Below are 13,994 nucleotides of genomic sequence, written 5' to 3'. Positions count from 1 at the left end.
CTTTTGAAATTCCTTCCACCGTGATCGGCGATCACGGGGCGTCAGTCAGTTTCCACTCTCCTGCCCACGACCGCCGCGCCCCCCGGCTTCCTTGATCTTTTTTAACTGGCGCCTATCCAGTAAGACGTCTGAAACCGGCTTGGAGCTTCCGCGTAATAGCGCCCGGCGTGCCGGAGCCGATCGGTTGATTGTCTACGCGAATGACAGGGAGCACTTCGACGGTGGTGCCGCTGAGGAAGACTTCGTCAGCCTTGAGCAATTCACTTAGCGTGACGAAGCGCTCTTCGACGGGGATACCTTCCTTCCGGGCGAGCTCCAGCACGAGCGTCCGCGTGACGCCGGAGAGAATACGCTCGCCTTCCGGTGCTGTACTGACGCGGCCGGCCTGGACGATCATCACGTTGCTGACCGCGCCTTCGGTCACCTGGCCGTTTCGCACAAACAGGGCTTCGAAGGCGCCCGCCTGTTTAGCCTTCTGCCGGGCCATGACGTTGGGCAGCAAATTGACGCTTTTGATGTCGCAGCGGCCCCAGCGCCAGTCGTCCAAGGTCATGACGGAGACGCCGGATGTTTGAATGGCCGAATCCATCGGTTTCATTGCACGCACGGTTATGACGGCGGTCGGGTTCGCTGAGACCGGGAAAGCATGGTCGCGCGGCGCCGCCCCGCGTGTCAGTTGCAGGTAAACCTTGCTCTCAGGGTAGCCGGCGCGTGTGACGCCTTCCTGTACATAGGCCGCCCACTGTGAACGCGTCCAGAGCAGCGGCAGTTCGATGGCCTGCGCGCTGCGCTCCAGCCGGGCCAGGTGCGCATCGAGATGAAAGAGCATGCCGTGGTAGGTGCGGAGGACTTCGTAGATGCCGTCGCCGAACTGGAAGCCGCGGTCTTCCACAGAGACGGTCGCTTCCGCGAGCGGACTGAAGCGGCCGTTGACGAACCCAATGTCCGGCATGATTGCGCCTCTCGTCGCTCGTATCTCGTGAAGCGCGTGAAGGAAACTGCGCCTGCCTTACAAGCTCTGCTGCACGCGTCACGAACCGCGTGTCGAGCCGTCCGTCGCGGTGACGAGAAACACCCGGCGGTCTTCGGCAGTGAATTTCCAGCCCATGCGCTTTTCGAACAGAATCTTGTGCGCACCGGGGCCGAGTGCCCGGAAGGCGAAGACCCGCGTGCCGTTGTCCACAGCGTTATTTCCAGCTACGCGGTGATAGTCATCGCTGACCAGCGCTACGGCTGCCGTATCGTAGGTTGGCACCCACTGCTCGCCCCGTGTCCGGTCCTCCCACAATGTAATGGGAAAGGGCTGGCCGATTTGCACCGCCACGTGCTTTGTTTCTCCTGCGGGGCCATCTGATGCAGCCATCGCGTCGGCTCCGAGAGTTAATCCTGGACTCGGCGGCGGGGCCCGACGAAGACGTCGTGCTCCTTGACCTTCACTTCGTAGCTCCCCACGCAATTCCCACCGCCGTCGGAGGCCAGCCCGGTCCGTACGTCGAAGGCCAGATCGTGCCAGGGACAGGAGACCGTATGGCCCTTGAGCGTCCCTTCGGCGAGTGGCCCGCCCTGATGGGGGCAGATATTATAGACAGCGTAGAAGGTGCCGTTGACGTTGAAGATGGCAAGCTCGCGGCCGTTGACCGTGGCCACCTTGGCGGTGCCGACCGGAATTTCGTCCTCGCGCGCGATGCGCGTGAAGCCTTCCATCCCCACTGTCTTGGCAGATCCGCTCATAGGTCCAGCTTTAGCGTGAATTTCAATTCGGCCCCGGTCACCAGTTTTTCCTTCTGAATAAACCCCGCATCGGTCTCAATAATATACCGGGCATTGGTCGGCGGGGGCCCATACGTTGCACAGGGATCCGTTTCGCAGGGCGCCGCGCGCTCCACCAGATGTACCACATGCCGGCTCTCGTCCGCCCAGATCATGTCGACCGGGAACCGGAATCCCTTAGTCCAGACCTTGTGGCGATCCGACTGCTCGAAGATATACAGCATCCCAGAGGCCGGCGGCAACGCATCCCGAAAGGCCAGCCCGAAGAGAAGTTTCTCCGGCGTGTCGGCCACTTCTGTTTCCATCATGGTCCCGCTGGGAAAGGTGACTAGAATGGTATCAGCCTGCTTGGGGCTGGTCAGAAACCAGCTGGCTGTCAGCACGCCCACCGCCAGCACGATCAGCAGCACGATCCGACGCCGATCCGGCTTGCCTTCCTGCGGCCGTAAAATGTTCATAGAAATGAGTGGGATCGCCTTCTTTGCAAACTAGGCCCAATGGGGTATTTGGCTAGGTCTTCTGCCCGCTGCTCCGTGGTTGACTTGAAAAAGTGGCGCGGTCTAGAATGGCGCCCGTTGAGTAGATTGAATATCGGTTTGACGTCATTGTCAATACTGTTTGCGAAGGAGACTTTATCATGTCGCTACTGATTACGTCTGAATGCATCTCCTGCGGCGCCTGCGTGCCGGAGTGCCCTAACGAAGCCATCTTCGAAAGCCGCGCCGACGCCGAGGCCAAGGGGCACCATGTGGGCGAAGGTCAGGGCGACTATGTAATCACGCACGAGCGCTGCACCGAGTGCGTGGGCCACTTCGACGAGCCGCAGTGCGCAGCCGTCTGCCCGGTGGACAACTGCTGCATCTCCGACCCGGCTTATCCCGAGAAGACCGAGGTCCTGCTGGACAAGGCTAAGAAGCTGAACCCGGACAAGACCATTGATCCGGCCAAGGTCTGGAGCGGCGTCCGGAACTAATCGCTCCGATTTTGTCTGACCGTGAAACGCCCCGGCTCATACGAGCCGGGGCGTTTTTGTTTGCCCTTCGTCCACAGTCCCACGCCTCAGCCGCCAACAGGGTCCGCAAAAAGCAACAACGCCCTGCCTGCATTCAGCAGACAGGGCGTTGCCGTGACTCACCGTTAGGAACGGAACTACTTCAGCATCACCAGCCGCCCCCCGACATGGGCCGGATGCAGATGGCATTTATAATAGAGCACGTTGCCCGTCGTGGCGTAGAAGAGGTCGCTGGTCGGGATGCCGATGTACTTGCTCTCGCCCGGAGCCAGCACGACCTTCGCCTTCAGCACGGTCGGAGCGGCCTGGTTCTCATCCGCCGTGAACATAAAGCCATGCTCGACCATGCTGTTATTGGTCACCTTCATCAGGAAGGGCCGGCCCGGACGCACCTTGAAGTCCACCACGGCTGTTGGCGGATACCACACCTTCTTGCCGCGATCGCCTCCCAGCTCAAGCGCGAACAATTCCACGTCCACGTCCAACGACTTAAACGGCTGGCCAACCACCGAGCCGGTCTCCAGATCACCGATTTCCACACCGCCAGCCTGCAACGCGAACGCCGCTGATGCCCCGGCCATCACTAGCATGAGGCCGAAGAACACTGACACCATCATCTTGCCCATTGCCAACCTCCTTGCAATAAAAAGGCGGTGATTAATAGTGAAAAACGAAATCCTGAATCTAATTATGCGCGAGTTTCGTGGGGACAAGACACCCTGAAACCGCGGAACTTATAGCATAGGGCACAAAGGGAAGCAAGCAACTTTCTTTGCCCCGTCGCCCCCCCTCACGACCTCAAAAACAGGCCCTCGGTTGCGCTTTAGTGCGGGGCTCCGGCCCCTCCTGGGCGGGGGGGCGCGCCGGTGCCCCCGATCAGCAGATCGTAGGGGGCATAGTCGTCCGTCAGGACCGTCCCGGCCGGCCAATCCTGCGTAATCCGGGTCGCCTGCAGTTCCTCCGCCTCGATCGGCAGGCGCCGCTGGAGCAGCAAGGCGCTGACCTTGGACTTGAGAGTCTCGGGGGCGAGGCGCTCCACCGGGGCGCCGGCAAAGAAAATGAGGTTTTCGGCCCTGGTCTGCGGCATCGTTTTCCACGGCCCTTTGACGCCATACGAGAGAATCGCGGGAAAGACCGTCTTCATAGTCGCCACCACGGATTGGGCCCGCAACTGGTCCGGCCCTTCGCCCGACGAGGCCAGATTCACAGCCAGCACCCCATCTGGATTCAAATGGGCGCGCAACTCTCGAAAAAACTCCTGTGTGGTCAGGTGAAACGGAATGAGGTGCCGCGCAAAGACGTCAAGCCAGATGACGTCGTAGGTGGCGGTCGCCCCGCGTAGAAACATCCGCGCGTCTTTCACGTAGACGTGATGCTGTGCTGGCGGTGCGTAGCCGAAATAGGTTGCGGCCGCCTGGACGACCGCGGGATCCACCTCCACCGTGTCCAGCTCCATCTCCGGCCAGTAGTGCGCCAGCCACTTGGCCAGCGAGCCGCCGCCATGGCCGAGGATCAGTCCCCGCTTCGGCTCGTGCGGTAGCGCCAGCGCCGTCATCATCATCTGGCTGTAGGGTAGGAACAGGGCGTTCGGATCCACCGTCCACATGACCGCGTGAAAGGTACGGTCGAGGATCAGGTAGCGGAAAACTTCGTCCTTGTCGTCCCGCACGCGCACTTGCTGATAGGGGCTGTCCTCCTGATGGATCGGCGTCGGGGGAATCAGTTTCTTGAGGTTCTCCGGCAGCGCCAGTCCCGGATGGGCTGCCAGCCAGAAGAGCAGCCCGAGGCCGCTTAGCACCGGCGCCGCCGCCCGCGCGCCGACCGACGCCTGCCAGCCCCAGAGCAGGCCGAGAACGATTTGCACGACACCCAGCAGCGCCACCATCGCCGCGCTGCCCAGCCAGGTCAACAGATAGAAGGCGGTCCCCCACGTGCCGACTAGACTGCCGACCGTGGAGACGGCAATCATCAAGCCAGTGTGGCGGCCGAGATGCCCCATGTCTGCAATGGAAAGCCGCAGCAGCGCCGGCAACACGCCACTCAACCCGAAGGCCGGTGGGGCCAGCAGCACGCTTGCGGCAAGGCACGGCCCCCAGCGTGGATCGTCGATCCAGCTCGCGAAGGTGAGCATCACCGGCTGTCCCGCCCAGGCCAGCAGTAACGTCCAGGCCCCGGCACCGAGCAAGAGCCCCGCCAGCACGACGGCGCCCTTGTGGCGGTCCGCCAGCCAGCCGCCCATCGCGTAGCCGCTGCTCATTGCGGCGAGGATCACGCCAATGAGCGCGCCCCAGACGAACAGCGAATTGCCGAAGACCGGCGCGAGCAGGCGGCTGCCGAGAATTTCCAGCGCCATGACGGCGGCGCCGCTTACGAAAGCGGTCGCAAAGAGCCAGAGGCGCGGGGACGTCGCGGATGAAGTCGCCATGCGTGAAGGAAACTCTGTCGCGGTGAGTTTAGTGCGGGCCCCAGTTTTTGAAATATCTCAGCAAATCCCGGACGGTCACGATTCCAACGATGCGTCCATCCTCCGTCACCCCCAGATGCCGGATACCTTTTTCAGCCATGAGATCGCTCGCGTCGTGCGCGGAGCGGTCCTGATCGATCGCGATGACCGGACTGCTCATGACCGACCGCACCGTCACCTGCGCGGGATTCAGATGGCTCGCCATGGCTTTGCGGACCAGATCCGTCTCGCTGATGATTCCTACGAACGTGCCGTGCTCCGCGACCAGAATCGCGCCGACCCGTGCATCCCGCATCCTGGCCGCAGCTTCGGCGAGCGTCGCCTCCGGACTAATGGACCGGGGGTTCCGCTTCATCATCACGGCCAGGGGCCGTATCATCGTGCCGCCTTGTGACGCCATGACGGACGCTCCTTCTGTGCGGGCAGTCTACTGAAGGCCGAAGAGCGAGTCAATTACGGGGACCGATGCCCTTCCTATCGGTGCCTGTCGCCAATCCATTCCTCTGTACCCTCCGTTCCATTGCGACAAACGTTCGTGCCTGATACGGCCTTGTGCTATAGTCGCCGGCAACCGATAACAATACATCGCACCGAACACCTTTGAGCTAGTTCCTAATTCTTCTAGGGCCGCCCCATGCACATTAGTGTAATCGGAACGGGCTACGTCGGACTGGTGACCGGAGCCTGCTTTGCCGAATTCGGTCTGAACGTGACCTGCATGGACGCCGACGCCAGGCGGATCGGCACGCTTGAAAAGGGCACGGTGCCCTTCTACGAGCCGGGCATCACGGAGCTGGTGTCCAAAGGCATTCGCGACGGCCGTCTGACGTTCACCACCGACATCGCCAAGGCGGTGGCCGAGGCCCTGGTCATCTTCATTGCCGTGGGCACGCCCTCGCGAGAGGACGGCTCCGCCGACCTCTCGTATGTCGAAAAAGTCGGCCTCGGGATCGCCGAGCACATGACCAGCTATAAGGTCATCGCCACCAAATCCACCGTCCCGGTCGGCACTGGAGAGAGGCTCCGTGAGGTCATCAAGAAGACCCAGAAGAAACCGGTTCGGTTCGACATCGTGTCAAATCCGGAGTTTTTGCGCGAAGGGTCGGCCATCGAGGACTTCATGCGGCCCAACCGCGTCGTCATCGGCGCCGACAGCTCCGAAGCCGTCGCGCTCATGAAGGCCCTGTACCGCCCGCTCTATTTAATCGAGACGCCCATCCTCATCACCGACCTCGCCTCCGCTGAGATGATCAAGTACGCCTCCAACACCTTCCTCGCCACGAAGGTGTCGTTCATCAACGAGATCGCAACCCTCTGCGAAAAGGTCGGGGCAGACGTGCAGACCGTGGCCAAGGGCATGGGGCTAGACCACCGTATCGGCTCGAAGTTTCTCCATGCGGGGCCCGGCTTCGGCGGCTCCTGCTTTCCGAAGGACGTGGCTGCGCTGATCCAGACCGGCGCCCGGCAGGGTTTGGAGATGCGGATCGCCAAGGCGGCCGCCGAGGTCAACACACTGCAGAAGAAGGCTATGGTTGGCAAGATCCGACAGGCGCTCGGAGGGCTCCAGGGCAAGACGGTCGGTGTGTTGGGCCTTTCGTTCAAGCCGAACACCAACGACCTGCGCGAAGCGCCGGCCTTGATGATCATCGAGGGGCTGCAACAGGAAGGCTGCGCAGTCCGGGTGTATGATCCCGCAGCGATGGAAGAAGGCACGAAGTTGCTGCCGACGATCACGCCTTGCGCCGACCCCTACGAAGTCGCCACGGGCAGCGACGCCCTCGTGATCATGACGGAATGGAATGAGTTTCGGAATCTGGAGTTCGATCGCCTCAAGGCACTGCTGCGCCAGCCGCTGCTCATCGACCTACGCAATGTCTATGAACCGGAGCGCGTGGCGGGAATGGGATTTCGCTATGTCGCGGTGGGACGCCCGGAGAGACTACCGAAATAAAGTACGCTGGGGGAACGTCGGGATCTGGCCCCGTGTTCCGACCGGGGATACGTACTGAATTCTCACGTCTGCTGCCCGATCTGCTTGACGACTTCCGCCGTCGTCGTCTTCGGCTTGTACCCCATCCGGTCCAGCACCTTCATGATACGAGTCTTGAGCCGGTCGTCCGCGCTCTCGAGTGCGATGGCCAGCGGCTCGACCGACGGCTTGCCGATCTTGCGGATGATTTCCGTGGCCGACTGCCGGAGCTCGTCTTCATCCGACACCAGGAGTCCCACCAGCGAGGGGACCGCCGCGCCCCCCAGCTTAATTAGCGAATCGTAGGCCCGCTGCCGCACGTCGCCTACCTCGTCGGTCAGCGCCTCCACCAGCGGCCCGACGGCACGCGCATCCTTTAGTTCGCCCAGCGACTCAGCCGCATATTTACGGTTTAGCCAGTGCGTATCCTTGAGATCCACCAGCATCGCGTCGGCCTTGGCGGTGTTTGGATCCTTCGCACGGATCTTAAAGCTCTTGGCGACACGCTTGCCGTTTTCCTCGACGACGCGGATCGTCGCCCCATCGCCCGGCTTGACCTTCTGAAGATCGGCGAGCGCTTCCTCGGCCACATCGAGCACGACGGTTTTGCCGTCATACGCCAGGAGCTCCACTTCAAGCTGCTTGGCGGCCGGGTTAACGGCGACGACTTTTTCCGTGACGAGATTAAACCCGTCTTGCTTGGCCCCGCCTTTCGGGCCAATCTGGATCAGCTTAACCGGTTGTTCTGGCGTTTCGTTTGCCATTGAGTAAATCCCTTCGCAAAGGTACTACTGTAGTACGTTTACTCCTTGCGTTTCCACCCCAAACTCGAAAGCGCGCCTTCGGCCGTTTCCTGCACCATCTCATTTTCGTCTTCCAACAAGGGCAGGAGGGGATCCACCGCCCGCTTGTCGCCCAGCCGGGCCAGCGACTCGGCCGCGTTACGCCGGACGAGCCAGTCCTCATCCTGAAGCGCCCCGACCAGCGAATCGAAGCTGCGCACGTCGCCGATTTTCCCCAGCGCCTCGGCCGCGTGGCGGCGCACCATCCAGTTGTTCCCGTTTAGGCCCTCGATCAGTGCCTCGACCGCGCGCACGTCGCCGATTTTCTTCAGCACGCGGGCCACATCCTCGCGCACGAGGCTGTCGTTGAGCGCGTCCACGAGCCCGGGCACCGCCCGCGGATCGCCGATGCGTTCCAATGCCCAGACCGCCGCGGTCCGCACCGCGCCGTCACGATCCTTCAAGGCCTTGATCAACGGCTCGACGCCGCGTGGATCTTTAAGTTTGCCCAAGGCCGAGGCTGCCTGCTCGCGCACAGACCATTCGTCTTCGTGCAGCGCTGCGATAATCGGCTCCACGGTCTCCGGGCCGATCCGCACGATCGCGCTCGTGATCGCCTCGCGGATGACCGCGTCCTCGTCCGTCAGCATATTAATGAGATGCGGTAGCGCCGGCATGCCAATCTGCGCCAAGCTCGCGATGGCGTGCCCGCGCAGGGCCTCATTCTCGTCCCGCAGGGCCGAGAGCAGCTGCTCGATCCGTTCCCGCTGTACTGCGTCGCTCATGTCTCCTCTCCTCCGCCCTCGCCAGCCTGGACCTCCGCCTGCATCGTCAGCGCGGCCAGCTTGTCCACGATCATTCCGGCATTGTACGCGACTAGCCCGTCCCGGTCCGTTTTCAATCGCTCAAAGAGATCCTGATAGGGCCGGAGCGTTTCCACGTCCTTGATCTTGGCCAGCGCCTCCATCGCGAAGACGCGCAGCGGCCGGATCGGAATCGCTTCGATATAGATCTCCAACGGCCGCGCGTCGCCGATCAGACCGAGCGCCTTGAGCGCCAGCTCCTTCACGCCCGTGTCCTTGTCCTTTCGGAGGCGTTCCATCAGCGGTTCCACCGACCGGAGGTCGGCAATCTTGCCCAGCAAATCCGCTGCCGCCTCACGGACCAACCAGTCGTCGTCCTCCAAATTTTCGATCAGGATATCCACGCTGGGCCGGCCGATCGGCAGTAGCTCGATCACCGTCGCCATGCGCGCCTCTTCCCGCTCGGCCGAGCCCTCGATGTTGCGCAGCATGGTGAAGACGCTCTCGATGCGGTCGCGGATCGCGCTGAGCTTTTTCAGTGTCCGCGTGGCCGGCTCGCGGAGCGCCGGATCCATCATCGCATCCACCAGTGCATCGGCCGACGTGGGCTCCAGCAGGTGGTCGAGCATCGCAACTGCTGTCTGCCGGACGGCCGGGTCGCCATGTTTGAGCATGGCGCAGACGGGGCCGACCGCGTTCGGCATGGCGCCGATCAGCTTTGTCACGATCTGGCGCGACCCCTCCTCCTGCGCGGACGAGAGGTCGTGCACCAGCGCCTCCGCCGCCGCCGCATCCAGCACGCCGGCCATTTGCTCAAGCGCGAGCGCCGCCGCCTTGCAGACCGTCTCATCTGGATCGCGCAGAAGCCCCACCAGCGGCACGCCGCCCTTCGGATCCTTCAAGCGTGCCAGCATGCCGGCGATCTCTACCTTTAAGGGAGGCGGCGCCGTGGCCAGTGCCTGGAGCAGAGCTACCACCGCCTTTGTGCCCCCCTGGACACAGGCTGCCATGGCGCGCATGCGTCGCCAGTCCTCCTCGTGGACCAGCTCGGGTATCAACGTTTCAATCGGCTCTTTGGCCATCGCCTGCCTACCTGGGGATTCTCAAAACCCACCTAGCGAATTCACGAGCTAGAACCCACTTGAGCGGCTAGAAACCTTTACACAGGATGCGCATGTTTTCTTGCATATGCATGTATTCTTGAAATAGATTCCGCCTAAATCCGGCCCTGCCTCCAGCCCAACTCTGTCAATGCTTCCTTGACGTGAAACAGAATATTGTCGTCCTGCTCGTGCTTTAAAACGGATAGGAGGGGCGGAATCGCGGCTTGGCCGAACGCCACTAGAGCCGCAGCGGCTTCCGCCCGCGTCACAGTATTTTTCAGCGCCGCCACAAGGACGGGAATGGTCGAGGCATCCCGAATTTGGCCGAGCGACTTGGTCGCCGCGGTTTGAACCGCCATCTCCTCTGTCCACTTGTCCCCGCAGCCGGTCACGACACGGCTCAGGTCTGGCTGGCTCGTGCCTTCCACCACGGCCACAAGAGCCGGCACCGCTTTCGCATCGCCGATCTTCCCCAGCGCCTCGGCCACGAGTGGGCGCAAGCCCGGCTCCTTCATCGCTGTTAGCAGAAACTCGACGGCGCTCACGTGGCCGATTTCGCCGAGCGCCCGCACGGCATCCTCCTTGAGCGACGAGTCGCGGTCGTTGAAGAGCAATTGGAGCAGCGCCGCGACGGCTTCCGGCGACTTGGTCTTACCCAATGCTTCGACCGCGTGGAGCCGCACCAGCCATTCCGCATGGCCGAGCGCCTCGACCAGCACCGGGAGCGCCGCCGGGCCGAGTCGGGCCAGCGCGGTGCCGGCCTCCTCGCGCACGGCCTTGACCTTGTCTTGCAACAGCGGGACAAGCGCCGGCACTGCGCGGGCCTCAGCGATGCGCCCCAGCGCCTTAGCGGCGTGCATGCGCACCACCCAATCGGCGCTGGCCAGCGACGCGATCAGTCCGTCCGCCACGCGCGCGTCGCCGATGGCCGAGAGGATCGCCGCGGCCGATTCCTGCACAATCAGATTGGCATCGCGCAGACAGGCCCCGAGCGACTCGACCGCCGGTGCGCCAAGGGCAGTCAGAGCGGCAATGGCCGCCTCCCGCACGGCACGATCGGAGTCTCGCAGGACAACGATCAACGGTTCCACCGCCCGGTGGTCGCGGAAGGAGCCCAGCCGCTGGGCCGCCTCTTCGCGGACCGCCCAGTCGCCGTCCTGCAACGCGGCAATCTGTTCGAGCACCGTGTCACCCATACCCATTTACTCCGCGCGCACTAAATCGGATTCAAACGGTAACACAGACTTTTTTAGGGGGTCAAACCAGAGGGGAAACCGGTCAGCGAGCGGGTTAGCAACCGCTAGACCCTGCCTTTTGGGATATCGCCTGTGGGGCCGAACCGTCCCGTGTCACCGAGGGGTTGATGGGTCCTGAGGTTGTCCGCGCGGCTCGAATCCACCACCCATTCTTCGTTGCCGGACGGTGGCTCCCAACCCAACTTCTTGAGTGTGTCGAGCGTGATCTGCTTGAGCGCGTCCACAGCCGTGAGGCGCGCCGTGGCAAACGACACGACTCGCTCCCCCTCCGATTCCACTTCCGAGGCCTTCGGATCGTGCAGAAACGCCACCAACGGCTCGATGGCCGTGTCGCCGATGAGCACGAGCGATGGTGCCGCCCGCTCCCTTAAGTTTTGATCCTTGAGCAGCATGATGAGATCGGGAATCACGCGGGGATCGCGAAAATGGCCCAGCGCCGTGGCGGCAGCCTCTTTAATAAATGCGTCTTCGCTCACGATGCAGCCAGGGGTCGGCGTACCATCCTGCCGAATACCCTTGCCCTTCAGCGCGTTCATCACCGCCGGCAGCGCGCGCGCATCGCCGATCATACCGAGCGACATGATCGCGTGCCGCTTCACTGCCCCGTCCTTCATGGCCTCGATCAGCGCATCGATCGCGCGCGGGCTGCCGATCATCCCCAGCGCGATCGTGGCATCCTCACGCACAGCCCGGTCGGAATCTTTCAACGCGGCGATCAGCGCGTCCACCACCTTGGCGTCTCTGGCCCAGGCACGGCCGATCTGGTAGTCGGTCGTCATCCCCCCCAGCGCGCGGGCGCCGTGGCAGCGGACAACGAAATCCTTGTCCTTAAAACACTCGATCAGCGGATCGATGGACGGCTCTCCGATAGCCACCAGTGCGGTGCCCGCCGTTTCGCGGACGATCTTGGAGGAATCGCGGAACAGCTTGATGAGCGCCGGGACGACCCTGGGGTCACCGATTTTCCCCAGCGCCTCGGCCGCCGCGCTCTTGACCGCCCCGTCGCGGTCGCGGCACACGGCGATCAACGCGTCCACCGCCCGGGCATCTTTCAACTCGCCACAGACCTTGGCCGCATGCTCGCGCACGCGCCATTTCTCGTCCTTGAGACAGGCGATCAGCTGGTCCACGGTGCCGCGGCCCAGGTGCGCCATGGACGCCACCGCCTCGTTGCGCACTTCCATGATCGGATCGTTAAAGAGCGTGATCAGCGCGGCCACCGCCTTCGGCCCGCCGATCTTCGCAACGCCCCAGCCCACATGCGCCCGCACCGCCCAGAAGTCGTCGCCGACGGCGTTCAGCAGAGCGTCGAGGGTTTTCGGGTCGGCACGTTCAGCGAGGGCCTTGGCGGCCTCCTCGCGAGTCGCGTCGTCCACGTCTTCGAGCGCTTCCAGGAGATCGTCAACGGATTGCGCCATGCCGAGCCTTACTGCGCGTCTTTGTAGTCGTAATCGCGCCGACCGCCGTATGGATACGTGCGGCTGCACTTGACCGTGAGCGTCTGCGTGTCGCGGCCCGCCACGCACTGGTCGAGGGACTTCGCAAAGTTCAGTTTGCCGTCCAGCGTGAGCTGGAAGGGAAAATCGAAGCTGAAGGTGCCGAACTTATAGGAGCCGGGCTTGAGCATCAGCGTCCGCTTGTCGGTGCTCTTGTAGGCGTCGGTGTAGTCCGGATCGAGCGTCAGGATTAGCGGTGTGATGCCTGGCACCTGCCACCTCGTCGGCGGATGGAGCGCCGTGGCGTCGAAGGTGATTTCATATTCCTTGAGATGCGCCGGAGGCGGCGCGGCCTCAGAGAGCACAGCTGGCGTCACCGCGAGCAGCGCAAAAAGACCCAGCGCCAGCTGGAATGCTTTAGTACCCATGGAGATTGATCGCTGGCGCGTTGTGGACGATCGCGCGGGGGGCACGGAAGATCTCCTCGATAGCGCGGCTCTGCCACTCCGTGTGGGTCTCCAGGCCGAAGGCGCGCATGACCGTGGCGCCCGTGTCCATGATCGAGACGGGCCCGGCGATCGTGTGGCCGGCCTTGACGTTCGCGCCGGAGACGATCCACGGCACCTGCGGCAGCGCCCCGTTGGCCGGGGCCGCGCCCATGCCGTTGAGTGCGGTCACGATCACCATCGTGTCGTCGAGCAGCTTGTACTGTTTATAGATGCCTAGAATGGCCCCAATTGCATCATCCACGTTCTTGGACGCATCCTTGTAGGCCCTGGACGTATAGCCCTGCTCCTCGCCAATCCGGCCCGCGTCGGGCAGGTGAACGATCAACAGATGCGGCAGCGCATACACATAATGATTGTAGCCGCCCTGCGAGCCCTTCTTGAAATATTCGCGGACATAGGAGACAACAGTCGCCGCTTTACACTCCGGTCGCAACTTCCCGCAGAGCTGATAGTCGATGAAGGACGCTGGCCGCGCGAGCTGGTAGAGTGCCTCGTCCATGAAGAAGACGGCCGTGTCCTTGCCGCCACCCAGGTCAATGTAGTCGAACATCGACGGGGACCGCGGATAGCCGCGGGCAAAATCGAAAGTCTCCCAGTCGATGCCATGCTGCTCGACCGGCAGGCCTAGGATCAGCGAGGCCATGGTCGGCAGGCGCAGCGGCGGATTCACCGCGGTCGCGGCCCAGGCCACCGCACCGGTCTGCACCAACTTGCTTATGACCGGCATGGCGTTGTTCTTCAGCGCGTCCTGGCCGAAGCCTTCGAGCACGAAGATGACCACGTGCTCGGGCTGCACGACCGCCGGTGGCGCGGCGGCCCCCGGCCCGGGCCCCGCCAACATGAAAGCTCCAATGAGTGCGAGGACGATGATTCGTTTTCGCATAACAGGG

General features: G+C 62.9%; 16 protein-coding genes. 2 read left to right on the top strand and 14 right to left on the bottom strand.

Going from position 1 to position 13,994, the window contains the following annotated elements:
• Positions 1 to 112: 112 nt before the first annotated feature.
• The 4 genes from dat to FJ248_03490 form a co-directional block, all read right to left on the bottom strand.
• Positions 113 to 952, bottom strand: coding sequence for a D-amino-acid transaminase (dat, locus tag FJ248_03505; protein MBM4119953.1), 840 nt, complete (start codon positions 950 to 952; stop codon positions 113 to 115).
• A gap of 78 nt (positions 953 to 1,030) precedes the next feature.
• A complete protein-coding gene (locus FJ248_03500; protein MBM4119952.1) occupies positions 1,031 to 1,363 on the bottom strand; it encodes a protease inhibitor I42 family protein in 333 nt (110 codons plus the stop codon).
• A 17-nt stretch (positions 1,364 to 1,380) separates the two neighbouring features.
• On the bottom strand, positions 1,381 to 1,731 hold the full coding sequence (locus FJ248_03495; protein MBM4119951.1) for a Rieske 2Fe-2S domain-containing protein: 351 nt from the start codon (positions 1,729 to 1,731) through the stop codon (positions 1,381 to 1,383).
• The gene (locus tag FJ248_03490; GenBank protein ID MBM4119950.1) at positions 1,728 to 2,228 is read right to left on the bottom strand and encodes a DUF192 domain-containing protein; all 501 of its coding nucleotides are present in this window, start codon (positions 2,226 to 2,228) and stop codon (positions 1,728 to 1,730) included. Before FJ248_03490 ends, FJ248_03495 begins: the two co-directional genes overlap by 4 nt.
• A 179-nt stretch (positions 2,229 to 2,407) precedes the next feature.
• Between FJ248_03490 and FJ248_03485 the strand changes: the two genes are divergently transcribed.
• Positions 2,408 to 2,743 carry a YfhL family 4Fe-4S dicluster ferredoxin gene (locus FJ248_03485; protein ID MBM4119949.1) on the top strand — a complete coding sequence of 112 codons (336 nt, stop codon included), beginning with the start codon at positions 2,408 to 2,410 and terminating at the stop codon, positions 2,741 to 2,743.
• A 176-nt stretch (positions 2,744 to 2,919) separates the two neighbouring features.
• On the opposite strand, the gene FJ248_03480 is transcribed toward FJ248_03485, so the two are convergent.
• The 3 genes from FJ248_03480 to FJ248_03470 form a co-directional block, all read right to left on the bottom strand.
• The gene (locus tag FJ248_03480; GenBank protein MBM4119948.1) at positions 2,920 to 3,408 is read right to left on the bottom strand and encodes a hypothetical protein; all 489 of its coding nucleotides are present in this window, start codon (positions 3,406 to 3,408) and stop codon (positions 2,920 to 2,922) included.
• 197 nt (positions 3,409 to 3,605) lie between these two features.
• Positions 3,606 to 5,207: a methyltransferase domain-containing protein gene (locus FJ248_03475; GenBank protein MBM4119947.1), complete on the bottom strand. Its 1,602-nt coding sequence runs from the start codon at positions 5,205 to 5,207 to the stop codon at positions 3,606 to 3,608.
• Positions 5,208 to 5,235: 28 nt separating this feature from the next.
• Entirely contained in the window at positions 5,236 to 5,646 is a 411-nt protein-coding gene (locus tag FJ248_03470; GenBank protein MBM4119946.1) for a CBS domain-containing protein, read from the bottom strand.
• Positions 5,647 to 5,880: 234 nt separating this feature from the next.
• Between FJ248_03470 and FJ248_03465 the strand changes: the two genes are divergently transcribed.
• The gene (locus tag FJ248_03465) at positions 5,881 to 7,197 is read left to right on the top strand and encodes a UDP-glucose/GDP-mannose dehydrogenase family protein (protein ID MBM4119945.1); all 1,317 of its coding nucleotides are present in this window, start codon (positions 5,881 to 5,883) and stop codon (positions 7,195 to 7,197) included.
• 62 nt (positions 7,198 to 7,259) lie between these two features.
• Here the strand turns inward: FJ248_03465 and FJ248_03460 are convergent, their stop codons facing one another.
• From FJ248_03460 to FJ248_03430, 7 genes are all read right to left on the bottom strand, one after another.
• Positions 7,260 to 7,979 (bottom strand): HEAT repeat domain-containing protein, encoded by a 720-nt coding sequence (locus FJ248_03460; protein MBM4119944.1) that lies wholly within the window; start codon positions 7,977 to 7,979, stop codon positions 7,260 to 7,262.
• A gap of 38 nt (positions 7,980 to 8,017) precedes the next feature.
• Complete coding sequence (locus FJ248_03455; GenBank protein ID MBM4119943.1) at positions 8,018 to 8,782, bottom strand: HEAT repeat domain-containing protein; 765 nt, start codon at positions 8,780 to 8,782, stop codon at positions 8,018 to 8,020.
• Positions 8,779 to 9,882: a HEAT repeat domain-containing protein gene (locus FJ248_03450; protein ID MBM4119942.1), complete on the bottom strand. Its 1,104-nt coding sequence runs from the start codon at positions 9,880 to 9,882 to the stop codon at positions 8,779 to 8,781. The genes FJ248_03455 and FJ248_03450 overlap by 4 nt, the downstream gene beginning before the upstream one ends.
• Before the next feature lie 134 nt (positions 9,883 to 10,016).
• Positions 10,017 to 11,105 carry a HEAT repeat domain-containing protein gene (locus FJ248_03445; GenBank protein ID MBM4119941.1) on the bottom strand — a complete coding sequence of 363 codons (1,089 nt, stop codon included), beginning with the start codon at positions 11,103 to 11,105 and terminating at the stop codon, positions 10,017 to 10,019.
• Between the two features lie 98 nt (positions 11,106 to 11,203).
• A complete protein-coding gene (locus FJ248_03440) occupies positions 11,204 to 12,577 on the bottom strand; it encodes a HEAT repeat domain-containing protein (GenBank protein ID MBM4119940.1) in 1,374 nt (457 codons plus the stop codon).
• Between the two features lie 8 nt (positions 12,578 to 12,585).
• Entirely contained in the window at positions 12,586 to 13,023 is a 438-nt protein-coding gene (locus FJ248_03435) for a hypothetical protein (protein MBM4119939.1), read from the bottom strand.
• Positions 13,013 to 13,987, bottom strand: coding sequence for a hypothetical protein (locus tag FJ248_03430; GenBank protein MBM4119938.1), 975 nt, complete (start codon positions 13,985 to 13,987; stop codon positions 13,013 to 13,015). The genes FJ248_03435 and FJ248_03430 overlap by 11 nt, the downstream gene beginning before the upstream one ends.
• Positions 13,988 to 13,994 lie beyond the last annotated feature (7 nt).

Source organism: Nitrospira sp. (assembly GCA_016873435.1).
Taxonomy (GTDB): Bacteria; Nitrospirota; Nitrospiria; order Nitrospirales; family Nitrospiraceae; genus VGXF01.
Note: the sequence above shows the minus strand (reverse complement) of the source record. Positions and strands in the feature narration are given on the sequence as shown.